Source organism: Kosakonia sp. H02, from assembly GCA_030704225.1.
Lineage (GTDB): Bacteria > Pseudomonadota > Gammaproteobacteria > Enterobacterales > Enterobacteriaceae > Kosakonia.
The window spans coordinates 2,035,216-2,056,768 of sequence record CP131915.1; the positions used below are offsets into that span (position 1 = coordinate 2,035,216).

Annotated in this window: 23 protein-coding genes; 8 read left to right on the forward strand and 15 right to left on the reverse strand. The window is 55.0% G+C overall.

Translation table 11 applies throughout. The features are described from left to right. Positions 1-20: 20 nt before the first annotated feature. The 4 genes from Q5705_09630 to Q5705_09645 all read right to left on the reverse strand — a co-directional run bounded on the left by Q5705_09630 (position 21) and on the right by Q5705_09645 (position 4,006). Positions 21-1,418 (reverse strand): FtsX-like permease family protein, encoded by a 1,398-nt coding sequence (locus tag Q5705_09630; GenBank protein WLI78775.1) that lies wholly within the window; start codon positions 1,416-1,418, stop codon positions 21-23. A gap of 10 nt (positions 1,419-1,428) precedes the next feature. Next, complete coding sequence (locus Q5705_09635) at positions 1,429-2,112, reverse strand: ABC transporter ATP-binding protein (protein WLI78776.1); 684 nt, start codon at positions 2,110-2,112, stop codon at positions 1,429-1,431. A gap of 169 nt (positions 2,113-2,281) precedes the next feature. Then, entirely contained in the window at positions 2,282-3,166 is an 885-nt protein-coding gene (locus tag Q5705_09640) for a nucleoside-specific channel-forming protein Tsx (protein WLI78777.1), read from the reverse strand. 297 nt (positions 3,167-3,463) lie between these two features. Beyond that, the gene (locus Q5705_09645) at positions 3,464-4,006 is read right to left on the reverse strand and encodes a DUF3251 domain-containing protein (GenBank protein ID WLI78778.1); all 543 of its coding nucleotides are present in this window, start codon (positions 4,004-4,006) and stop codon (positions 3,464-3,466) included. A 152-nt stretch (positions 4,007-4,158) separates the two neighbouring features. Between Q5705_09645 and nrdR the strand changes: the two genes are divergently transcribed. The 6 genes from nrdR to pgpA all read left to right on the forward strand — a co-directional run bounded on the left by nrdR (position 4,159) and on the right by pgpA (position 8,261). Next, complete coding sequence (nrdR, locus tag Q5705_09650) at positions 4,159-4,608, forward strand: transcriptional regulator NrdR (GenBank protein ID WLI78779.1); 450 nt, start codon at positions 4,159-4,161, stop codon at positions 4,606-4,608. A gap of 2 nt (positions 4,609-4,610) precedes the next feature. Continuing rightward, on the forward strand, positions 4,611-5,714 hold the full coding sequence (gene ribD, locus Q5705_09655) for a bifunctional diaminohydroxyphosphoribosylaminopyrimidine deaminase/5-amino-6-(5-phosphoribosylamino)uracil reductase RibD (protein ID WLI78780.1): 1,104 nt from the start codon (positions 4,611-4,613) through the stop codon (positions 5,712-5,714). 89 nt (positions 5,715-5,803) lie between these two features. Next, on the forward strand, positions 5,804-6,274 hold the full coding sequence (ribE, locus tag Q5705_09660) for a 6,7-dimethyl-8-ribityllumazine synthase (protein ID WLI78781.1): 471 nt from the start codon (positions 5,804-5,806) through the stop codon (positions 6,272-6,274). A gap of 19 nt (positions 6,275-6,293) precedes the next feature. Continuing rightward, positions 6,294-6,713, forward strand: a complete 420-nt coding sequence (nusB, locus tag Q5705_09665) for a transcription antitermination factor NusB (GenBank protein WLI78782.1) — start codon at positions 6,294-6,296, stop codon at positions 6,711-6,713. Between the two features lie 77 nt (positions 6,714-6,790). After that, positions 6,791-7,768, forward strand: coding sequence for a thiamine-phosphate kinase (thiL, locus tag Q5705_09670; protein ID WLI78783.1), 978 nt, complete (start codon positions 6,791-6,793; stop codon positions 7,766-7,768). Beyond that, positions 7,746-8,261: a phosphatidylglycerophosphatase A gene (pgpA, locus tag Q5705_09675; protein WLI78784.1), complete on the forward strand. Its 516-nt coding sequence runs from the start codon at positions 7,746-7,748 to the stop codon at positions 8,259-8,261. The genes thiL and pgpA overlap by 23 nt, the downstream gene beginning before the upstream one ends. 56 nt (positions 8,262-8,317) lie before the next feature. On the opposite strand, the gene Q5705_09680 is transcribed toward pgpA, so the two are convergent. From Q5705_09680 to xseB, 4 genes are read right to left on the reverse strand one after another with little or no spacing between them, the layout of a single operon-like run. Then, positions 8,318-9,292: an aldo/keto reductase gene (locus Q5705_09680; GenBank protein ID WLI78785.1), complete on the reverse strand. Its 975-nt coding sequence runs from the start codon at positions 9,290-9,292 to the stop codon at positions 8,318-8,320. Between the two features lie 59 nt (positions 9,293-9,351). Continuing rightward, positions 9,352-11,214, reverse strand: coding sequence for a 1-deoxy-D-xylulose-5-phosphate synthase (gene dxs / locus Q5705_09685; protein WLI78786.1), 1,863 nt, complete (start codon positions 11,212-11,214; stop codon positions 9,352-9,354). Positions 11,215-11,242: 28 nt separating this feature from the next. Continuing rightward, a complete protein-coding gene (ispA, locus tag Q5705_09690) occupies positions 11,243-12,142 on the reverse strand; it encodes a (2E,6E)-farnesyl diphosphate synthase (protein ID WLI78787.1) in 900 nt (299 codons plus the stop codon). Further along, complete coding sequence (gene xseB / locus Q5705_09695) at positions 12,143-12,385, reverse strand: exodeoxyribonuclease VII small subunit (GenBank protein ID WLI78788.1); 243 nt, start codon at positions 12,383-12,385, stop codon at positions 12,143-12,145. A gap of 204 nt (positions 12,386-12,589) precedes the next feature. Here xseB and thiI point away from each other — a divergent pair, with 204 nt between their 5' ends. Beyond that, positions 12,590-14,038 carry a tRNA uracil 4-sulfurtransferase ThiI gene (thiI, locus tag Q5705_09700; protein ID WLI78789.1) on the forward strand — a complete coding sequence of 483 codons (1,449 nt, stop codon included), beginning with the start codon at positions 12,590-12,592 and terminating at the stop codon, positions 14,036-14,038. A gap of 43 nt (positions 14,039-14,081) precedes the next feature. Here the strand turns inward: thiI and yajL are convergent, their stop codons facing one another. Both yajL and panE read right to left on the reverse strand, forming a co-directional pair. Next, positions 14,082-14,675 carry a protein deglycase YajL gene (gene yajL, locus Q5705_09705; protein WLI78790.1) on the reverse strand — a complete coding sequence of 198 codons (594 nt, stop codon included), beginning with the start codon at positions 14,673-14,675 and terminating at the stop codon, positions 14,082-14,084. Then, positions 14,638-15,549 (reverse strand): 2-dehydropantoate 2-reductase, encoded by a 912-nt coding sequence (gene panE, locus Q5705_09710; protein ID WLI78791.1) that lies wholly within the window; start codon positions 15,547-15,549, stop codon positions 14,638-14,640. Before panE ends, yajL begins: the two co-directional genes overlap by 38 nt. 139 nt (positions 15,550-15,688) lie before the next feature. Here panE and Q5705_09715 point away from each other — a divergent pair, with 139 nt between their 5' ends. After that, positions 15,689-16,180, forward strand: coding sequence for a YajQ family cyclic di-GMP-binding protein (locus Q5705_09715; GenBank protein WLI78792.1), 492 nt, complete (start codon positions 15,689-15,691; stop codon positions 16,178-16,180). A 40-nt stretch (positions 16,181-16,220) separates the two neighbouring features. Here Q5705_09715 and Q5705_09720 read toward each other — a convergent pair whose 3' ends face one another. The 5 genes from Q5705_09720 to cyoB all read right to left on the reverse strand — a co-directional run bounded on the left by Q5705_09720 (position 16,221) and on the right by cyoB (position 21,552). Continuing rightward, positions 16,221-17,582: an MFS transporter gene (locus Q5705_09720; protein ID WLI78793.1), complete on the reverse strand. Its 1,362-nt coding sequence runs from the start codon at positions 17,580-17,582 to the stop codon at positions 16,221-16,223. A gap of 146 nt (positions 17,583-17,728) precedes the next feature. Further along, the gene (cyoE, locus tag Q5705_09725; GenBank protein ID WLI78794.1) at positions 17,729-18,616 is read right to left on the reverse strand and encodes a heme o synthase; all 888 of its coding nucleotides are present in this window, start codon (positions 18,614-18,616) and stop codon (positions 17,729-17,731) included. A gap of 11 nt (positions 18,617-18,627) precedes the next feature. After that, the gene (locus tag Q5705_09730; GenBank protein WLI78795.1) at positions 18,628-18,957 is read right to left on the reverse strand and encodes a cytochrome o ubiquinol oxidase subunit IV; all 330 of its coding nucleotides are present in this window, start codon (positions 18,955-18,957) and stop codon (positions 18,628-18,630) included. After that, positions 18,957-19,571: a cytochrome o ubiquinol oxidase subunit III gene (locus tag Q5705_09735; protein ID WLI78796.1), complete on the reverse strand. Its 615-nt coding sequence runs from the start codon at positions 19,569-19,571 to the stop codon at positions 18,957-18,959. The genes Q5705_09730 and Q5705_09735 overlap by 1 nt, the downstream gene beginning before the upstream one ends. Continuing rightward, positions 19,561-21,552 (reverse strand): cytochrome o ubiquinol oxidase subunit I, encoded by a 1,992-nt coding sequence (gene cyoB / locus Q5705_09740; protein ID WLI78797.1) that lies wholly within the window; start codon positions 21,550-21,552, stop codon positions 19,561-19,563. The genes Q5705_09735 and cyoB overlap by 11 nt, the downstream gene beginning before the upstream one ends. Between the last annotated feature and the right edge of the window lies 1 nt (position 21,553).

Below are 21,553 nucleotides of genomic sequence, written 5' to 3' on the forward strand. Positions count from 1 at the left end.
TTGTTAATCAGAGAGATGCATCAGATGTGGCGTAGTGCTTCAACAATCGAGACATTCGCTGCGCGTCGGGCTGGCCACCATGAAGAAAGGATGGTTACCAGCAACAGTGTGCCTACGACGCTTGCCAGCATGCGCCACTCTCCCCATAGAGTGATGCGAATGGGCAGTGGGGTGATCACGCCTGGCGGTTGCCAGGTCATCCCGGAGCGGTTGATGATGTACGCCAGCGCCAGCGCAAGAATGACGCCAGACAAGGAGCCAATAACGCCCAGTAGCGCGCCTTCGCTGATAAATAAACGCTGGATATCGCCGCGTTTAAGCCCCACCGCGCGCAGTGTGCCAATTTCCACCGTTCGTTCCATCACCGCCATACTCATGGTGTTGCCGACGGTGAACAGCGCAATGCACAAGATTAACGCCAGCAGGAATGTGAAGATTTTGTCAAACATGGCGAGGACCTGGTTATACAACGGCTGGAGCTGGCTAAAGTCATAAACCGCGAGCGGTTCACCCAACCGCGTATGGGTGAAGAGCTGTTGCAGGCGTGCCCGTGCGGCCTCGATTTGCGAGGTGCTATGCAGTTGCAAGAGAATTGACGTCACGCCAGGCGATTCCTGGCCAAAAAGCAGCTGCTGCGCTTGCCGCAGGTGAATGCTGACCATGCTGTCGTCCAGTTCGCGCACCTGCTGCGGTTGGGTTCCCGTCACATTGACGCGCACAATATTCGGCGCGCCAGTGGTGGATGCCGCCAATAATTCAATCTGCGAGCCACTGGCCGGAGGGCGCGCATCGTGCGCACTTTGCGAGAGTTGTAAGAGATCGTCGGGAAGGGTGCTGGCGCTGTTATTTTCCTTGGGAGGTAGACCGCAGGGCTGGTCTTTGACGAAATCACAGAGCAGTAGCAGGCGCGCAAGGCCGCTGCCAATCAGAGCCGTTTCTGGCGAGGTGCCCGTCAGCGGTTTGCGTACCGTCAGATCCGCGCCGACGTGATATTCATCCCATTGATCCAGTTGCGCTTGCCCCACCGCTTCCGTGCCGTAAATCAGCACCGGTCGTGACGTTCCGACCGCGTAGTGTCCCGCAAGGCCAGCCAGTGATAATACCGGGGTGATAACGGTGAGCATCGGTTTCAGTACGGGATCACGTGTGATGCTATCGACCACTTCCTGATAATTATGAATGCTGTACTGGGCAGGATTGCTGGAGCCGTGCAGTAAATAGTCCCGCTGCTGGATTTGCAGATGGCCGCTGTCACGGACGAAGGTGGTTTGCAGGGTGTATTCAATGGACTGGTTATAGCCGGCAAAAAGCAAGATCCCCACCGCCCCGACGATAATGGCGCACAGGGTAGAAAGCGTTCGGCTGCGGCTGCGCAACAAGTTACGCAGGGCGTGTTTCATTATGTTCGTTGTCTGCATCATGTGTTCCTCACATTGCATTCGGGCGCGTGACATGCCCGTCATGAACAACGTACAAATCATCGGCTGCGGCGATCACCTGCGGGTCGTGGGAAGAAAAAACGACCGTGACGGCGTATTCGCGCTGTAAACGTCGCAGAAGCTGCAAAATGGCCGCGCCGGTTTTGCTGTCAAGATTCGCGGTGGGTTCGTCGGCCACGATTAGCGCAGGGCGATGAATCAGTGCTCTGGCAATAGCGACCCGCTGGCGTTGCCCACCGGAGAGCTGGTTGGGCAGCGAATCGGCTTTATGACCAAGTCCGACATTTTCAAGCATTTCTTCAACGGCTTTCTTACGGTATGCGGCGCTTTGACGCTGTATCAGGAGAGGGATTTCAACATTTTCGCGCACTGTCAGCACCGGTATCAGATTGAAGTTCTGAAAGATGAAACCCAGGTGGCGTGCACGAAATGTACTGCTTTGGTCGTCATCAAGCCCGGTGATTTCGCCGCCGGCGATCAACAGGCGTCCGCTGTCGGGTTTATCAATACCACCAATTAAATTCAGGAGCGTCGTTTTGCCACTGCCTGATTGGCCGGACAAGACGGTAAAACGTTCTGGTGCAATGTTAAGCGTGACCTCTTTAAGTGCCTCAACCCACACCTGGCCCAGTAAATATCTTTTACTGATGCCCTCCATTTCTACGGCCCACATCGTTCTCTATTCCTTAGAGTTAGTTCCTGTCGCCCGCGGATTCTAAAATAGGGTGTTGGGTAATGGATGGGGAATAAGGGTGCTCGTGTATTAGAAATGTCTGTTTTTAGCGGCTGGGTACCGGCAAAAAAAAGCCGACCATCGGGTCGGCTCCTGGCATGAAAGGGGATTAGAAGTTGTAACCCACGACCAGGTAACCACCCCAGCCAGTAGAACGGACGCTAAAGTCACCATTGCCGAAGTTCAGGCTGGCGTCGTCATTCCACTGACCACCGTTATGCCAGTAACGGGCAACAACGGAATAGTGCCAGTGATCGTAGCTCAGAGAGAGAATGTGGCTGGAGGCGATGGAATCGTTGGTACGGGTTTTGATGCCATTGTTGGCGAAGCCGCCTTTATCACCGAGATCGGAACCCCAGTCAAAGTTGGTGAAGCCGATATAGCTCAGGTTGCCGCCCCACAGAGAAGTGATCGGCACAAAGTATTTCACTTTGAAACGGTAGCCATCCCAGTCATTTTCATTCTGCGCGCCATAGTTCTGCCACTGGTATTTTGCATAGACGTTCAGAGACAGGCTCATCGGCAGACCGGTGTCGATATCGGTGCCCAGACCCATATACCAGGTGCTCTGGCGGCCTGACTTATTGCGACCCATGTCGTAGATGTAGTTGTTCGCGAAGTACCACTCTTTGAACGGGCCAAAGCTCAGATCGGCACCGGTCAGTTTATCAATGGAGAAACGCGGCTCGATTTCCATAAACAGCGGGGAACCATGGTTCCAGATACCCTGCGCGCCGCTGTTACCGCCAAAGAACACCGGTGCATCCAGGTAACCATAGAAGTCGAACCACTCTTTTTTGGCGAACGCTTCGTATTCGAGGTAGGTGTCGTTGCGAATGGTCGGTCCGAAACGGGTGTGGTAGCTGCCAACGACGTTGACGCTCTGGTGCCACCAGTCGGAAACAAATTCAGGATTGCTGGTTTCCGCTGCGCTTGCAGTGAAAGATGCGGTGAACGCCAGTGCGGCACCGGCTGCGAGGATTGTTTTTTTCATCATTAAGCCACTGATAAGAGATCCCAGACGGGAGTGAAAGAAAGCACGCATTAGGTTTCTAAATGTTTCATATTTCTGCGCGCCTATTATAAGTATCCGCGCTCACAAAAATATGTGTTGTTTCACATTATTGACACATACGTAATCGATTGCGTTCACGTTTGCGTGTAATAAGCGGGGCGATTGTACTGGCATTTGTCTGCAATGCCAATTCACGAATGTGATGAATAAAAGGCGAGAGAAAAGAAAAAACGTTACAAAGCGCAAGAAAGGGCGACAACGTCGCCCTGGGAGGCGTTACTGCACAATGGCTGGCTGGATGTCGTGAATACGCACAAAGCCTAACTGATCCGGCGTGATGCCGTTGAGCTGAAGCGGAACATCCACATCGCTTGGTGCCAGCGTGCTGGCAGGGGCATTAATCAGCTGATTTTGCACATTCACTTCCTGGTAATTTTCCGTGGTGCCCTGAAGCTGCCCATATTCCACCGTACCGCTAAAGGCCGGTAACGGATCGTTGGACTCGCCCTGAATTCGCAACACGACGCGGGTGCCGTTGGCGTTTGGTGCAATGTCTTTTAGCGACATGCGCAACATGCCGATTTGGCTGTTCAGGCGAGCGGGGGTATTCGCGCCCGGTAACAGATAAACGCCGCTGCCGGATTTGGCATTCAGCGTGTTTTGCTGGGTGATTTTCACCGTTTCCTGGTTCAGCTTGCTCATCTCTTTATTGAGCGTGCTGACGCTTTGATGTAACTGGCGGACTTCGCTTTGCTGGGCGCAGGCACTGAGGGTAAAAAGGCTTCCCAGTAAGAGTATTCTTAGGTAACGTCTTGTCATTGCGTCTGTTTCCCTGAAGATGAGGAGTGCTGTAATGGTAGATCGCAACGGCGCGGTTGCCATCGATCCAATGTCTTAAAATGCTCTGCCTTTGTTGTCATGCCAGTCCAGGTTAAAATAGATTTCAGTTAACTCTCACGTCAGGACCCCGTATGCATTGCCCATTCTGTTTCGCCGTGGATACCAAAGTAATCGATTCTCGTCTGGTGAGCGAAGGTTCATCCGTTCGTCGTCGCCGGCAGTGTCTGGTTTGTAATGAGCGTTTTACCACCTTTGAAGTGGCAGAGCTTGTCATGCCGCGCGTGGTGAAAAGCAATGATGTGCGTGAACCGTTCAATGAAGACAAGCTGCGTAGCGGCATGTTGAAAGCGCTGGAAAAGCGCCCGGTCAGCGCCGATGACGTGGAAATGGCGTTAAATCATATTAAATCGCAACTTCGCGCAACCGGTGAACGTGAAGTGCCGAGTAAGATGATCGGCAATCTGGTGATGGAACAGCTGAAAAAGCTCGATAAAGTGGCCTACGTACGCTTTGCTTCCGTCTACCGCAGCTTTGAAGATATCCGCGAGTTTGGTGAAGAGATCGCGCGGTTACAGGACTAATCATGCAGGACGAAATGTACATGGCGCGGGCGCTGAAACTGGCGCAGCGCGGGCGTTTTACCACCCATCCGAACCCTCGCGTCGGCTGTGTCATTGTTAACGATGGCGAAATTGTCGGCGAAGGTTTTCACTACCGCGCCGGTGAACCTCACGCAGAAGTACATGCGCTGCGCATGGCGGGCGATCGCGCGCGCGGCGCGACGGCGTACGTGACGCTGGAGCCGTGCAGCCATCACGGGCGCACACCGCCATGTTGCGACGCGCTGATTGCCGCCGGTGTCGCGCGCGTGGTCGCCGCGATGCAGGATCCGAATCCGCAGGTAGCCGGGCGCGGTTTATATCGTCTGCAACAAGCCGGTATCGATGTCAGCCACGGCCTGATGATGAGCGAGGCCGAAGCGCTGAATAAAGGTTTCCTCAAACGTATGCGGACCGGCTTTCCGTATGTGCAGCTCAAACTGGGCGCGTCGTTAGATGGCCGAACGGCGATGGCGAACGGCGAAAGCCAGTGGATTACCTCCCCGCAGGCGCGTCGCGATGTGCAGCTGCTGCGGGCGCAAAGCCATGCGATCCTCAGTAGCAGCGCAACGGTACTGGCGGACGATCCTGCGCTGACGGTGCGCTGGGATGAGTTAAATGCCGACACCCAGGCGCTCTATCCGCAAGAAAATGTGCGTCAGCCGGTGCGCATTATCATCGACAGCCAGAACCGCGTGACGCCACAGCATCAATTGGTCGGTCTGCCGGGTGAAACCTGGTTTGCCCGCACCAAAGCTGACGATCGCGCCTGGCCTGAGGGTGTGCGCGACATTATCGTGCCGGAACACAATGGTCATGCCGATCTGGTGATGCTGATGATGCTGCTGGGTAAAGCGCAAATTAACAGCGTATGGGTTGAAGCGGGCGCAAACCTTGCCGGGGCATTATTGCAGGCAGGCCTGGTGGATGAGCTGATTGTTTATCTCGCGCCTACACTGTTAAGTAGCGATGCGCGCGGGCTGTGTGTTCTGCCGGGTTTGTCGTCGCTTGCCGATGCCCCGCACTTTAAATTCAATGAGATACGCCAGGTTGGCCCGGACGTTTGCCTGCATCTCACTCACGCGTGAGGCCTGCTGTAAAAGGGGAGCAGCGCGTAAAATATTATGCTAAAATCCGCCCCCCTGCGGGGTCCGAACTGAACTTGTGAAGGAAGTGTATGAACATTATTGAAGCCAACGTTGCTGCTCCGGACGCTCGCGTCGCCATCACCATTGCGCGTTTCAACAACTTTATTAATGACAGCCTGCTCGAAGGCGCAGTCGATGCGCTGAAACGCATTGGTCAGGTGCCGGATAACAACATCACCGTTGTCTGGGTTCCGGGGGCTTACGAGCTGCCGCTGGCGGCTGGCGCACTGGCGAAAACCGGTAAATACGACGCCGTGATTGCCCTGGGTACCGTGATTCGTGGCGGTACTGCGCATTTTGAATATGTTGCCGGTGGCGCAAGCAATGGCCTGGCGCATGTCGCTCAGGAGAGCGAAATCCCGGTTGCCTTCGGCGTGCTCACCACAGAAAGTATTGAACAAGCCATCGAACGCGCTGGCACTAAAGCCGGTAATAAAGGTGCAGAAGCCGCACTGACCGCGCTTGAAATGATTAATGTATTGAAAGCCATTAGGGCTTGATTTTAGTAAGGGGAATTCCGTGAAACCTGCTGCTCGTCGCCGCGCCCGTGAGTGTGCCGTCCAGGCGCTCTACTCCTGGCAGTTGTCCCAGAACGACATCACTGATGTTGAATACCAGTTCCTGGCGGAACAAGACGTGAAAGATGTTGACGTCGCGTACTTCCGTGAACTGTTGAACGGGGTGGCGACTAATAGCGCATATCTCGATGGCTTGATGAAGCCATACCTGTCCCGCCTGCTGGAAGAGTTGGGCCAGGTAGAGAAAGCGGTGTTGCGTATTGCACTGTTCGAACTGTCTAAGCGTGCTGATGTGCCGTACAAAGTGGCCATCAACGAAGCTATCGAACTGGCTAAAACCTTTGGCGCTGAAGACAGCCATAAGTTTGTCAACGGCGTGCTGGATAAAGCCGCTCCTGCGATCCGTCCCAACAAGAAGTGATCCGCAAGCCGGAGGCGGACGTTGCTCTGAGCGCGTCCGCCCCGGCTTTTTTCTTTTTTGCTACAGAGGAATAACGTATGGCATGTGGTGAATTCTCCCTGATTGCCCGTTATTTTGACCGCGTACGAAATGCCCGACGCGACGTCGAAACCGGTATCGGTGACGATTGTGCGCTGCTCAATGTCCCCGAAAAACAGACGCTGGCAATCAGTGTCGATACGCTGGTGGCGGGTAACCATTTTCTGCCTGATATCGATCCTGCCGATCTGGCGTATAAAGCACTGGCATCAAACTTAAGCGATCTGGCTGCGATGGGCGCCGATCCCGCGTGGTTGACGCTGGCATTAACCTTACCCGAAGCCGATGAAACCTGGCTGCAAACCTTCAGCGACAGCCTGTTTGAGCAGATAAGCTACTACGATATGCAATTGATTGGCGGTGATACCACGCGTGGGCCGCTGTCGATGACCATCGGCATTCACGGTTATGTCCCGGCCGGTCGCGCGATGAAGCGCTCCGGTGCCAGGCCCGGTGACTGGATTTATGTCACCGGAACGCCGGGTGACAGTGCCGCCGGGCTGGCAATTTTGCAAAATCGTTTAACGGTCAATGATACTGAACATGCAGAGTATCTGCTCAAACGCCATTTGCGACCCACGCCGCGCGTGCTGCATGGTCAGGCGCTGCGCAATCTCGCTACCTCCGCGATCGATTTATCCGACGGTTTGATCTCCGATCTGGCGCATGTGTTAAACGCCAGCGGCTGCGGTGCGCGTATTGACCTTGATGCGTTGCCGTTTTCTGATGCGGTTTTGCGCCATGTGGAACCTGAGCAGGCGCTGCGCTGGGCGTTGTCCGGCGGCGAAGATTACGAGCTGTGCTTTACCGTCCCGGAACTGAATCGCGGCGCGCTGGATGTCGCCATTGGTCATCTGGGCGCGCCTTTTACGTGTATTGGGCAGATCAGCGCAGATGTAGAAGGGCTGCATTTTACCCGCGCCGGTAAAGCCGTCACTCTTGACTGGAAAGGACATGACCATTTTGCCGCGCACTAAGGATATCGCCAAAAGCCGTCTTAACTTGCGTAACCCCTGGCACCTGCTGGCGACCGGGTTTGGCAGCGGGTTAAGCCCGATTGTACCGGGAACCATGGGGTCGCTGGCGGCGATCCCGTTCTGGTGGGCGATGACCTTTTTGCCCTGGCAGCTCTATTCACTGCTGGTGATGCTGGGGATTTCCCTTGGCGTTTATCTTTGTCACCAGACCGCAAAAGATATGGGTGTGCACGATCACGGCAGTATTGTCTGGGATGAGTTTATCGGCATGTGGATAACGCTGATGGCGCTCCCGACCAATGACTGGCGCTGGGTAGCTGTCGGGTTTGTGCTGTTCCGTATTCTGGATATGTGGAAGCCGTGGCCGATCCGCTGGTTTGACCGCAATGTGCACGGCGGGATGGGGATTATGGTCGACGATATTATCGCCGGGATCATCGCCGCTGGGCTGCTGTACTGGATTGGTTACCACTGGCCGATTGGATTGATTTAATTGGGATTGTAGACCGGATAAGCGAAGCGCCATCCGGCCTACAAATAAATCATGGGTTATTTAAAACCCACCACCGGATGCTGTTGATACGGCGTTTCCAGCTCGGCGATATGCTCCGGTTTCAGGGTCAAATCCACGGCGCCTAACAACTCTTCCAGCTGCTCTTCGCGGGATGTCCCGATAATCGGTGCGGCAACGCCAGGTTTACTGAGCAGCCAGGCGAGCGCCACCTGCGCGCGCGAGGCGTTCAACTCTTCTGCCACACCCGCTAGGCGTTCTGCGATTTGCGCGTCGTTTTCATCCGTTTCGCTGTACAGCGTTTTACCGAACTCATCTGACACCAGACGCGCGGTGGTTTCCCCCCACGGGCGGGTCAAACGCCCACGTGCCAGCGGGCTCCACGGAATAATCGCCACGCCTTCCTTGTAGCACAGCGGCAGCATATCGCGCTCTTCCTCACGATAAATCAGGTTGTAGTGATCCTGCATGGTGACAAAGCGCGCCCAGCCGTGCTGATCCTGGAGCGCCAGCGCCTGGGCAAACTGGCGGGCGTGCATCGACGATGCGCCGATGTAGCGCGCTTTCCCGGCTTTAACGACGTCGTTCAGGGCTTCGAGAGTCTCTTCAATCGGCGTGGTGTAGTCCCAGCGATGAATTTGCAGCAAATCGACATACTCCATGCCGAGGCGTTGCAGGCTGTCATCGATGGAGCGCAGGATCTGAGCGCGGGAGAGGCCTTCCGCCAGGTCGCCGACCTGATGGTAGACTTTGGTCGCGACAATCACCTCATCGCGGCGGGCGAAATCGCGCAGCGCACGGCCAACAATCTCTTCACTGCTGCCGTCTGAATAACTGTTGGCGGTATCGAAGAAATTAATGCCGCCTTCCAGCGCGCGTTTGATAATCGGACGGCTGCTCTCTTCCGGCAGTGTCCAGGCGTGTTTACCCCGGTCTGGCTCGCCAAACGTCATACAGCCAAGGCAAAGGCGGGAAACCTTAAGGTCTGTTTTTCCTAATGTGTTGTATTGCATGGCTCCACTCCTGCTTGTCAAGATTGACGCTTAAGCATAGCAGGAGTGGAAAGGGAAGGTCAGGCAAGCCAGTTTTTGATGCGGGTTTCAATACCGGCAGCGTCCAGACCCACTTCGGCGCGCGCCTCATCCTGCGTGCCCTGCGGGATAAAGAAATCCGGCAGACCGAGATTGAGCACCGGCACCGGTTTGCGGTTGCGCATCAACACTTCGTTGACGCCGCTGCCCGCACCGCCTGCAATGGCATTCTCTTCCAGCGTAATCAGCGCGTCATGTTGCGCTGCGGCTTGCAGAATCAGCGCTTCATCCAGCGGTTTGGCAAAACGCATATCGATAAGTGTGGCATTCAGCGCGTCGGCGGCTTTAGCCGCTTCCGGCAGCAGCGTGCCGAAGTTGAGGATTGCCACTTTTTCGCCCTGACGTTTAACCACACCTTTGCCGATCGGCAGTTTTGCCAGCGGCTCCAGCGTCACGCCAACGGCGTTTCCGCGCGGGTAGCGCACGGCGCTGGGGCCATCGGCGTAGTGATAGCCGGTGAACAGCATCTGGCGACACTCATTTTCATCGCTTGGCGTCATCACCACCATTTCCGGGATGCAGCGCAGATAAGAGATATCAAATGCGCCCTGATGGGTCTGCCCGTCGGCACCAACGATCCCGGCGCGATCGATGGCAAACAGCACCGGCAACTTCTGAATAGCCACGTCATGAATAACCTGATCGTAGGCGCGTTGCAGGAAAGTGGAATAGATAGCGACCACCGGTTTGTAACCGCCAATCGCCAGCCCGGCGGCGAAGGTCACCGCATGTTGTTCAGCAATCGCCACGTCAAAGTATTGATCCGGGTATTTACGCGAAAACTCGACCATGCCGGAGCCTTCGCGCATCGCCGGAGTGATCGCCATTAATTTGTTGTCTTTGGCGGCGGTTTCGCACAGCCAGTCGCCGAAAATCTTCGAATAGCTCGGCATCCCACCGCTACTTTTCGGCAGCGTGCCGCTGCTCGGATCAAACTTCGGCACGGCGTGGAAGGTGATGGGATCTTTTTCGGCGGGCTCATAGCCACGGCCTTTTTTGGTCATGATGTGCAGGAACTGCGGGCCTTTCAGATCGCGCATATTACGCAGTGTCTGTACCAGCCCCAGCACGTCGTGGCCGTCAACCGGGCCAATATAGTTAAAGCCCAGCTCTTCAAACAGCGTGCCCGGCACCACCATGCCTTTAATATGTTCTTCGGTGCGCTTCAGCAGCTCTTTAATTGGCGGCACGCCAGAGAGCACTTTTTTGCCGCCTTCGCGCAGGGTGGAGTAGAGCTTGCCGGAAAGCAGCTGCGCCAGATGGTTATTCAGCGCGCCGACGTTTTCGGAAATCGACATTTCATTGTCGTTGAGAATAACCAGCATATCGGGGCGAATATCGCCGGCGTGGTTCATCGCTTCAAACGCCATACCTGCGGTGATCGCGCCATCGCCAATCACGCACACGGTGCGGCGCTGTTTGCCCTCTTTCGTTGCCGCCACGGCAACACCGATCCCGGCACTGATTGAGGTGGATGAGTGGCCGACGCTCAGGACGTCGTATTCGCTTTCGCCGCGCCACGGGAACGGATGCAGACCGTTTTTCTGCCGGATAGTGCCGATTTTATCGCGCCGCCCGGTCAGGATTTTGTGCGGATAGGCCTGGTGGCCGACGTCCCAGATCAGTTGATCGAACGGCGTGTTGTAGACGTAATGTAGCGCAACGGTCAGTTCAACCGTGCCAAGCCCGGAGGCGAAGTGGCCACTGGAGCGGCTTACGCTGTCGAGAAGGTAGCGACGCAATTCGTCGCACAGCTTTGGCAAACTCTCTTTCGGCAGCAGGCGCAACTCTTGCGTGGTATCAACCAGCGCCAGCGTCGGGTATTTGGCAGTATCAAAACTCATCAGAGACTCGGACTCATGGTGTATGTCGTTATTTATCACGCTGGATTATGTAATTCGCCAGTGCTTCCAGTGCCGTCGTATCCAGCGATTGCGCCGACAGCAGGCTCAGCGCCTGGCGGGCATCGTCAATCAGATCGCGGGCTTTTGTCCGGGCTTGCTCAAGACCCAGTAATGCGGGGTAGGTGCTTTTACCCAATTGCTGGTCAGCACCCTGGCGTTTGCCAAGGGTCGCAGTATCGCCGACCACATCAAGGATGTCATCCTGAACCTGGAATGCCAGACCGATGCTTTGCGCGTAGCGATCGAGCAGCGGCAGGGCTTCGCGGCTTCTGTCGCCCGCGCTCAGCGCGCCCATTTTCACCGCCGCGCGGATCAGCGCCCCGGTTTTGTGGCGGTGGATCTGCTCCAGCCCTTCAAGGGATACCTGCTCATTTTCCGCCGCCAGATCCAGCGCCTGGCCGCCACACATACCGGCCACGCCGCTGGCGTATGCAAGCGTTGCGACCATTGCCAGGCGATCCTCTGCGGCGACGTCGGGCATTGGCGCATCGGTGAGGATCGAAAAAGCCAGCGTTTGCAATGCATCTCCCGCGAGAATGGCATTGGCTTCGCCAAATTTAATATGGCAGGTGGGCAAACCACGGCGTAAATCGTCGTTGTCCATCGCGGGCAGATCGTCATGCATCAGCGAGTAAGCATGAATGCACTCCACCGCGGCGGCGGGCGCATCCAGCGTTTGCTGGCTGACACCGAACATACTGCCAGTGGCGTAAACCAAAAATGGCCGCAGGCGTTTACCGCCTAATAATGCGCCATATTCCATGGCCTCAACCAGAGGAGTGTTCTGAAAGGGCAGAGGAGCGATAAACCGACGCAGCGCATCGTTGGCCTGTTCGACGCAGGCCTGGAGCTGTTGGTTAAAATCCATCTATTCGGCATCCGGCGCGAAAGGCGTTAACGGTGCCTCTTCGTTATCGGAAAGCAGGATCTGCACGCGCTGTTCCGCCTGCTGGAGTTTCACCTGTCCCTGGCGCGCCAGTTGCACGCCGCGTTCGAATTCATTCAGGGCATCTTCAAGCGGAAGATCGCCGCTTTCAAGACGAGTGACAATCTGTTCCAGTTCGCTCAGCGCGGTTTCGAAGCTGGCGGGTGCGTCGTTTTTCTTTGGCATAGTGAATGTCTGACTCTTCTATTATTCCAACTACGTTATGGTAGCGAAGTCGGGGCACTTAGCAAATAACGCTCTGTGGTAATGCGTTGCACATGATCTTCGCGATGGTGGTATACTTCCGCGCCTGGATGCAGCCGCGGGTATGGGCTGCTGTATTATTTTCCCATACAGGCCTTTTCGGCTTGCCAACGAACCATTGCCGCCATGAAGTTTATCATTAAATTGTTCCCGGAAATCACCATCAAAAGCCAATCTGTGCGTTTGCGCTTTATTAAAATTCTCACCGGGAATATTCGTAACGTTCTGAAGCACTATGATGAGTCGCTCGCCGTTGTCCGCCACTGGGACCACATTGAAGTGCGCGCCAAAGATGAAAACCAGCGTCTGGCGATTCGCGACGCGCTGACCCGCATTCCGGGCATCCACCATATTCTGGAAGTGGAAGATGTTCCTTTTACTTCTCTGCACGATATTTTTGAAAAAGCGCTGGTGCAGTATCGCGATCAGATTGAAGGGAAAACCTTCTGCGTACGCGTAAAACGCCGCGGCAAACATGAGTTTAGCTCGATTGAAGTCGAACGCTATGTCGGCGGCGGCTTGAATCAGCACGTTGAATCGGCGCGTGTGAAGCTGACGCACCCGGATGTCACCGTTAACCTGGAAATTGAAGACGATCGTCTGCTGCTGGTGAAAGGGCGCTATGAAGGTATTGGCGGTTTCCCAATCGGTACGCAGGAAGATGTCTTGTCGCTGATCTCCGGTGGTTTCGATTCCGGCGTTTCCAGCTATATGCTGATGCGTCGCGGCTGCCGCGTACATTACTGCTTCTTTAACCTCGGCGGCGCGGCGCATGAAATCGGCGTTCGCCAGGTTGCACACTATTTGTGGAATCGCTTTGGTAGTTCGCATCGTGTACGTTTCGTGGCGATCAACTTTGAGCCGGTGGTCGGTGAGATCCTCGAAAAAGTGGATGACGGCCAGATGGGCGTGGTGCTGAAACGCATGATGGTGCGTGCGGCGTCGCAAGTTGCCGAGCGCTATGGCGTGCAGGCGCTGGTGACCGGCGAAGCGCTGGGCCAGGTGTCGAGCCAGACGCTGACCAACCTGCGTTTGATTGATAATGTTTCGGATACGCTGATCCTGCGCCCGTTAATCTCCTATGACAAAGAGCACATCATCGATCTGGCGCGTGAGATCGGGACGGAAGATTTTGCCCGCACCATGCCGGAGTATTGCGGCGTGATTTCGAAAAGCCCGACGGTAAAAGCGGTCAAAGCGAAGATCGAAGCGGAAGAAGCCCATTTTGATTTCGCGATCCTCGATAAAGTGGTCGCAGAAGCGAATAACATTGATATTCGTGAGATTGCTCAGCAGACCACTGAAACCGTGGTTGAAGTGGAGACGGTCAGCGGTTTTGGTCAGAACGATGTGATTCTGGATATCCGCTCTATTGACGAGCAGGATGATAAACCGCTGCGACTGGAAGGCATTGATGTGGTTTCTCTGCCGTTTTATAAGCTGAGCACCAAGTTCGGCGATCTGGACCAGAGCAAAACCTGGCTGTTGTGGTGCGAACGCGGGGTGATGAGCCGCTTGCAGGCGCTGTATTTGCGTGAGCAGGGCTTTGAAAACGTTAAAGTTTATCGCCCGTAATTTAATGCCCGGTAGGCGTCAGCGCCACCGGGCATTTTAATGTTTACGCTTCGTAGTAGTTATAAATTCCCGCCGCCATCACCAGTTGTGAAGCGACTTCATGGGCTTTTTCGCGCCCCACCAGCAAATCAATAATCTTCAGACCAAAATCGATGGCGGTGCCAGGCCCCTGACTGGTCAACAGATTAACGCGCGGATCCCACACCACACGCTTATCCTGCCACTGGTCTTCCGGGATCGTCTCTTTTAAACCGGGGAAACCGGTCATATTGCCGATCGGGAAGATTTCATGGGGAACCAGCACCGTGCCCGCCGCCGCGCAAATCGCCGCGACGATGCGGCCAGAAAGGTGAAACTGGCGCACGGTTTCCACCAGCAGCGGGTTATCTCGCATACACTCTGCGCCTTTCAGCCCGCCGGGCAACACGATCGCGTCATACTCACCATCCGCCACTTCCACCAGTGGCGCATCCGCCAGCAGCTTTACGCCTCGGGAGCAGGTAATCACCAGATTGCCATCGCTGGCGACGCTGGCAGTCGTGACCGCAATACCGCCGCGCACCAGCAGGTCGATAGTGGTTACCGCCTCGGTTTCTTCGCTACCAGGGGCGAGGCATATCAGAGCCGATGCGCTCATATTCACTCTCCTTACGTTTGATCATGTCGAACAGCCGGGCATTTTCCGGCACCGCAATGCCGTGCGCGCGGGCGCGTCTGAGCAAATATCCGGTAATGTAATCGCACTCGGTATGGCGCATAGCGCGCACATCCTGCAACATTGATGAGATATTTTCCGCCGTGTTTTCAATAATCTGATTCACATATGAGAGCAGATCGTCAGCAGAAATGTGGTGGCCTTCACGCTCGATCACCGCCGCGACTTCATGGGTGATTTTTGCGACCTCTTCCGGGTACGCACGCAGATCGCCATTTTTGCAATCGTGCAGCGCCGTCAGCGGGTTGATCACGCAATTCACCGCCAGTTTGCGCCACAGCGACGGGCGAATATTGTTGTGCCAGGCGACATCCGGCAGCACCGTTTGCAGAATATCGGCCAGAAAACTGAACTCGCCTTCCTGCGGGCGTGCCGGGCCGATATGAGTGGTGCCATTGGCGACATGCATAATCACGTTGCCATCGCGGCGTGCGGCGTGCGTGGTTGTCCCCATTAACAGCGGGTTGGGCAGGGATTTCAGCTCTTCAACTGTTCCCATGCCGTTGTGAATCAACAAGATGGGCGTAGTCGGGGGCAAGATTGCCGCCAGGCCTTTCACCGCATCGGAAACCTGCCACGCTTTCAGCGTCACCAGCAGTAAGTCGCTACGGGCCAGAAAGTCAGGGTCGTTGGCCGTCAGAGATTCGTTAAAAATAGTGCCGTCTTCTTCAACCAGATTCACACTGCAAAATGGTTGAGAGATGCGCAACCAGCCCTGTACGTCATGTCCATGCTTGCACAGTGCTGTTAACCACAGTTGCCCTAAGGCTCCGCATCCAAGTACGGTAATTCTCATTGTTCCTCCTCACCTGCAACTGCGCCAGGTGTTACAGCGATAAGTATAGCGCCGTCAGCTAAGCTTCCAGTATTACACGTTGTGTTAATACGCATTGCAGGTATTATGCATCGCTACAATTACAGAGGGAGAAGAAAAGATGCCATCTTTCGACATTGTTTCCGAAATTGATCTGCGCGAAGTGCAAAACGGCGTTGAAAATGCGACCCGTGAACTGGCGACACGCTTCGACTTTCGCAATATTGAAGCGACGTTTGAATTGAACGAAGCCAATAAAACTATCAAAGTGCTGAGCGAGTCTGATTTTCAGGTCAACCAACTGCTCGACATTCTGCGTGCCAAACTGCTGAAACGCGGCATCGAAGGAACGTCTCTCGAGGTGCCGGAAGAGTTTGTCCACAGCGGCAAAACCTGGTTTGTCGAGGCCAAACTGAAACAAGGTATCGACGCGGCGACGGCGAAGAAAATCATCAAGCTGATTAAAGACAGCAAAGTGAAAGTGCAGGCGCAAATTCAGGGTGAAGAGATTCGTGTGACCGGGAAATCCCGTGATGATCTGCAATCCGCGATGGCGCTGGTGCGCGGCGGCAATCTGGGCCAGCCGTTCCAGTTCAAAAACTTCCGCGATTAAGCGAAAACCCTCTCCCCGCCGGGGAGAGGGCGCTAAAAGGTTAACCGACGATCGCTTGTTCCACCTCGAAACGGTTCGTCACTTTACTGTCGATCTTCACATAAGCGCTGCGCTCATCGGGCACCACCATCGCTTCACTTACCCCAGCGGTTGCCAGTAAACGCTGTTGCAAGGCATCATCAATCGCCACATTATCGGGAATGGCAACACGCAAGCTGGTGACATACGGCGGCTCCTGCATTGTGCCCGCCACCAATAGCCAGATCACCGCCAGCAAGGCACCGGCAAGAAACACCGTTTGCGAATCGAAAAAGCCATCGACCCAACCGCCGAGCGAGCCGCCGATCGCCACGCCAAGAAACTGGCTGGTGGAGTAAATCCCCATCGCCGTACCTTTATAGCCCGCCGGGGCTTCTTTGCTGATCAGTGACGGCAGCATTGCTTCCATTAAGTTAAAGGCGAAGAAGAAGATCTGTACGCCAATGATGATTTCCCAGAAGTGCGGGCCTGCTCCCCATAACACGATTTCCGCAATCAACAGCAGCGCGACGCAGAACAGAAAGACGCGTTTCATTTTGCGTTTCACTTCCGCGTAAATGATAAACGGCACCACGGAGACGAAAGAAATCAGCATCGTCACCAGGTAAATTTTCCAGTGCTCTGCTGCAAGGAAACCGGCCGCTTCCAACTGGCCTGGCAGCGCGACAAAAGTCGACATCAGCAGGATATGCAGGCACATAATGCCGAAATTGAGCTTCAGCAGTTTCGGGTTGACCATCACCATGCGGAAACAGTCTTTTACCATGCCGGACTCGCGGTTGCGCACGTGATGTTCGCTGTTCGGCACCACCCACAGCGTGAGTGCAATGCCCAGCGTCGCCAGCGCGGCGATCATCCAGAACAGGGCGTGCAGCCCCAGTTTGTGCGTGATTATCGGCCCCAGCACCATGGCGATGGCAAAGGTGACGCCAAAACTGACGCCGATAAACGCCATCGCTTTGGTGCGGTTTTGTTCGCGAGTCAGATCGGAGAGCAGCGCCATGACCGCCGCGGCAATCGCGCCGGAGCCTTGCAGGGCGCGGCCAAGAATAATGCCCCAGATAGAATCGGAGAGCGCGGCAATCACGCTACCGGCGACAAAAATAGCCAACCCGCCGATGATTAAGGGTTTACGGCCAATGCGGTCGGAAAGCAAACCAAAAGGGATTTGAAAGACCGCCTGCGCGAGGCCATAAATGCCGATCGCAAGGCCAATTAACGCTTCGCTGGCTCCCTGGAGCGCCATACCGTATGTGGTCAGAACGGGCAGGACCATAAACATGCCAAGCATGCGCAGTGAGAATACAGTCCCTAAACCCCAGGTGGCGCGCAACTCGCCTGGCGTCATTTTGTAATCGTTCATTACCACCTCAATTTGAAAACCGGACATAGTGTAGTGCGGGGGCAGGGCGGGGTAAATAACAGCTTAATTAACAAATATTACCCGCGAGATCCCGGGCGGCAGAATGAAAAAAGGGTGCCGAAGCACCCTTTAAAAGCGGGTCTGGATCACCAGACGTAGGTCAGCAGGCTGTGTGAATCCGGCACCATAAAATCCACCGACATCATCACGCTAAGTGAGGTGATGGCGACAATCGAGAAGACGAACAGTTTGCGCGCCCACACTTTGTCATCCGCCACGTTATACCCGCGCAGCGCCATGCCTAACCACCAGAGACTGACCGCTGCGGCAACCACCAGGTATTTGTAACCTGCGTAGCCGCCAAGCGACAGCATCAGCGTGGCGATAGCGAACGCCAGGATATAGAGCGTAATGTGGTTTTTCGCCACGGAAATGCCTTTCACCACCGGCAATACCGGGATGTTCGCCGCCTGATAATCCTTAAAGCGGAAAATCGCGATGGCGTACGAGTGGGGCATTTGCCACAGGCTGAAAATAGCCAGTAGGATCGCCGCACCGCTGTCGAACTCGTTGGTGACGGCGCAATAGCCAATCACCGGCGGCGCAGCGCCGGAGAGTGAGCCAATCAGCGTGCCGTAGACAGAGTGGCGTTTCATATACAGGCTGTAGACGCCTACATACACCACGAACCCCATCACACCGAGCCAGCAGGCCAGCGGGTTAGCGCCAAACCACAGCAGCATAAAGCCAGCAATACCCAACAAGGTGGCGTACACCAGCGAGACTTTTGGCGAGATCAGCCCTCTGACCAGCACCCTGTTTTTCGTCCGCTCCATCTTTTTATCGATGTCACGATCGATGTAGTTGTTAAAAACACAACCAGAGGCGACCACCAACGACACGCCAACCAGCGTGTAGAGGAACAGGGGATAATCGATGTGGCCTTTAGAGGCCAGCAGGAACCCCCCGATCACGGAGATCAAATTGCCAAAAATAATGCCCGGTTTCGTTACTTGCAGGTATTGCTTGAACATACTCGCCGCTCTTAGTGAACCATCATGTTGTAGTTGAGGTTCCACATGATCCAGATTGAACCCACTACCAGGATAGCGATGATAATCACGGTAAAGACAAAGGCGGTCAGGTTCCAGCGCTCCTCAGAAGAGGTGTTCATGTGCAGGAAGCAGACCAGATGTACCAGAATCTGTACCACTGCGGTGACCAGTACGGTCCCCAGAATCGCGGCGTGTGACGCCGTACCGCTCATCACCATCCAGAACGGAATTACCGTCAGGATGATCGACAGGATAAAACCTGTCATGTAGGTTTTTACGCTACCGTGGGATGCGCCGTTGTGATCGGTTGAATGACTCATTACATCGCCCCCATCAGATAAACAACAGAGAACACACAAATCCACACCACATCCAGGAAGTGCCAGAACAGGCTCAGGCACATGATGCGGGTACGGTTAGTGCTGGTCAGGCCGCGACGGGAAATCTGGAACATCAGCACCGCCATCCAGATAAGACCCGATGTCACGTGCAGACCGTGGGTGCCAACCAGCGCGAAGAACGCTGACAGGAAGCCACTGCGATCCGGACCCATGCCTTCTGCAATCAGATGATGGAATTCATAGATTTCCATCCCGATAAATCCGGCACCAAACAGGAAGGTCAGCGCAAGCCAGGAGATAACCTGGCTCTTGTTGTCCTTGTGCATGGCGATCGCCGCCATGCCGTAGGTGATGGAGCTGAACAGCAGCAGGAACGTTTCTACCAGAACGAACGGCAGTTCGAAAATGTCCTTACCGGTCGGGCCGCCCGCCGTGCCGTTCACCAGAACGGCATAGGTGGCGAACAGACAGCAGAACAGAATGCAGTCGCTCATCAGGTAGATCCAGAAACCGAAAACTTTATTCGGCCCTGCATCGTGGTGCCCGTGTTCGTGCGCGTGGGCGTGCGCGTTCGTCAGAGTATCAGTTGCCATTAGTCAGCCCTGCTTTAGTGATCTCATCGAAATGCTGTTTTTCCAGTTTCTCGATTTCTGCAACCGGTACGTAGTAATCCACGTCTTCGTCGAAGCTCTTCACAATCCAGCTAATGATGATGCCCGCGAAGCTGGCGATAGCCAACCACCAGATGTGCCAGATCATGGCAAAACCGAATACCGTTGCAAATGCGGCGATAACAATACCGGCACCGCTGTTTTTCGGCATATGAATCTCTTCATATTGCGCAGGTTGTTTGTACGCTTCGCCTTTCTCTTTCATCTCCCAAAACGCGTCACGTTCATGGATAACCGGAACATGTGCGAAGTTGTAGAACGGAGGCGGAGAAGAGGTTGCCCACTCCAGCGTACGGCCACCCCACGGGTCACCGGTCAGGTCACGGTTCTGATCGCGGTCGCGAATAGAAACGTAGATCTGAATCAGCAGACACAGGATACCGATAGCAATCAGCGCGGCACCACAAGCGGCAACAATCAGCATGCTGTGGAACTGCGGATCAATCTGCTGGCTGAGGCGACGGGTCATACCCATAAAGCCCAGCACGTACAGCGGCATAAATGCCACGAAGAAGCCGATGATCCAGAACCAGAATGCGCGTTTGCCCCAGGTTTCGTTGAGGGTGTAACCGAACGCTTTCGGCCACCAGTACGTCAGACCTGCGAAGCAACCGAACACCACGCCGCCGATGATAACGTTATGGAAGTGCGCAATCAGGAACAGGCTGTTGTGCAGTACGAAGTCTGCGCCCGGTACTGCCAGCAGCACGCCGGTCATCCCACCTACGGAGAAGGTCACGATAAAGCCGATGGTCCACAGCATGGAAGAGTGGAACACGATGCGACCCTGGTACATGGTGAACAGCCAGTTGAAGATCTTCACCCCGGTCGGGATGGCGATAATCATCGTGGTAATACCAAAGAAGGCGTTCACGTTAGCGCCGGCACCCATGGTGAAGAAGTGGTGCAGCCATACGATGAACGACAGAATGGTAATACACACGGTTGCCCATACCAGCGAGGTGTAGCCAAACAGGCGTTTACGCGAGAAGGTGGCCGTGATTTCGGAGAACACCCCGAACACCGGCAGCACCAGAATGTACACTTCCGGGTGACCCCAGGCCCAAATCAGGTTGATGTACATCATCATGTTGCCACCCAAATCGTTGGTAAAGAAATGGGTGCCCAGATAACGATCCAGGGTCAGCAGCGCAATGGTTACAGTCAGAATTGGGAACGAGGCGATAATCAGCACGTTGGCGCACAGTGACGCCCAGGTAAATACCGGCATTTTGAACATGGTCATGCCTGGCGCACGCATGCGCAGGATGGTCACGAAGAAGTTAATACCGGTCAGCGTCGTACCGATACCAGAGAGCTGGAGACTCCAGATCCAATAATCGACCCCGACACCAGGGCTGTATTCAATTCCCGAGAGCGGCGGATAAGCCAGCCAACCTGTCTGTGCGAACTCACCGACGCCCAGAGAGATGTTAACCAGAATCACGCCCACAACCGTAAACCAGAAGCTCAGGTTGTTAAGGAACGGGAACGCCACGTCGCGCGCACCGATCTGTAACGGAACCACCAGGTTCATCAGACCGATAACAAACGGCATTGCCACGAAGAAGATCATAATCACGCCGTGGGCGGTGAAGACCTGATCGTAGTGGTGAGGAGGCAAGAAGCCCGCTTCACCCGCCGACGCCAGCGCTTGTTGGCTACGCATCATGACGGCATCCGCAAAGCCACGCAGCAGCATCACTACGGCTACGAGGACATACATAATGCCAAGACGTTTATGGTCAACAGACGTTAACCACTCCTTCCATAGCCAGGACCACTTACCGAAGTAAGAGATCAGGCCGACTACCGCCAGACCACCGACGATAATCGCAGCGATCGTAACCATGATAATGGGTTCATGATACGGCACTGCATCCAGTGTAAGTTTTCCGAACATC

Bases quoted from the DNA above. Each gene is read 5' to 3' on its own strand.
- pgpA (WLI78784.1), top strand. From the start codon at position 7,746: ATGACCATTTTGCCGCGCACTAAGGATATCGCCAAAAGCCGTCTTAAC.
- ribD (WLI78780.1), top strand. From the start codon at position 4,611: ATGCAGGACGAAATGTACATGGCGCGGGCGCTGAAACTGGCGCAGCGC.
- Q5705_09730 (WLI78795.1), bottom strand. From the start codon at position 18,957: ATGAGTCATTCAACCGATCACAACGGCGCATCCCACGGTAGCGTAAAA.
- Q5705_09720 (WLI78793.1), bottom strand. From the start codon at position 17,582: ATGAACGATTACAAAATGACGCCAGGCGAGTTGCGCGCCACCTGGGGT.
- ribE (WLI78781.1), top strand. From the start codon at position 5,804: ATGAACATTATTGAAGCCAACGTTGCTGCTCCGGACGCTCGCGTCGCC.
- cyoE (WLI78794.1), bottom strand. From the start codon at position 18,616: ATGTTCAAGCAATACCTGCAAGTAACGAAACCGGGCATTATTTTTGGC.
- Q5705_09735 (WLI78796.1), bottom strand. From the start codon at position 19,571: ATGGCAACTGATACTCTGACGAACGCGCACGCCCACGCGCACGAACAC.
- Q5705_09680 (WLI78785.1), bottom strand. From the start codon at position 9,292: ATGCAATACAACACATTAGGAAAAACAGACCTTAAGGTTTCCCGCCTT.
- Q5705_09645 (WLI78778.1), bottom strand. From the start codon at position 4,006: ATGACAAGACGTTACCTAAGAATACTCTTACTGGGAAGCCTTTTTACC.
- yajL (WLI78790.1), bottom strand. From the start codon at position 14,675: ATGAGCGCATCGGCTCTGATATGCCTCGCCCCTGGTAGCGAAGAAACC.
- Q5705_09640 (WLI78777.1), bottom strand. From the start codon at position 3,166: ATGAAAAAAACAATCCTCGCAGCCGGTGCCGCACTGGCGTTCACCGCA.
- cyoB (WLI78797.1), bottom strand. From the start codon at position 21,552: ATGTTCGGAAAACTTACACTGGATGCAGTGCCGTATCATGAACCCATT.
- xseB (WLI78788.1), bottom strand. From the start codon at position 12,385: ATGCCAAAGAAAAACGACGCACCCGCCAGCTTCGAAACCGCGCTGAGC.
- Q5705_09635 (WLI78776.1), bottom strand. From the start codon at position 2,112: ATGTGGGCCGTAGAAATGGAGGGCATCAGTAAAAGATATTTACTGGGC.
- ispA (WLI78787.1), bottom strand. From the start codon at position 12,142: ATGGATTTTAACCAACAGCTCCAGGCCTGCGTCGAACAGGCCAACGAT.
- Q5705_09715 (WLI78792.1), top strand. From the start codon at position 15,689: ATGCCATCTTTCGACATTGTTTCCGAAATTGATCTGCGCGAAGTGCAA.
- nrdR (WLI78779.1), top strand. From the start codon at position 4,159: ATGCATTGCCCATTCTGTTTCGCCGTGGATACCAAAGTAATCGATTCT.
- panE (WLI78791.1), bottom strand. From the start codon at position 15,549: ATGAGAATTACCGTACTTGGATGCGGAGCCTTAGGGCAACTGTGGTTA.
- thiI (WLI78789.1), top strand. From the start codon at position 12,590: ATGAAGTTTATCATTAAATTGTTCCCGGAAATCACCATCAAAAGCCAA.
- dxs (WLI78786.1), bottom strand. From the start codon at position 11,214: ATGAGTTTTGATACTGCCAAATACCCGACGCTGGCGCTGGTTGATACC.
- Q5705_09630 (WLI78775.1), bottom strand. From the start codon at position 1,418: ATGCAGACAACGAACATAATGAAACACGCCCTGCGTAACTTGTTGCGC.
- thiL (WLI78783.1), top strand. From the start codon at position 6,791: ATGGCATGTGGTGAATTCTCCCTGATTGCCCGTTATTTTGACCGCGTA.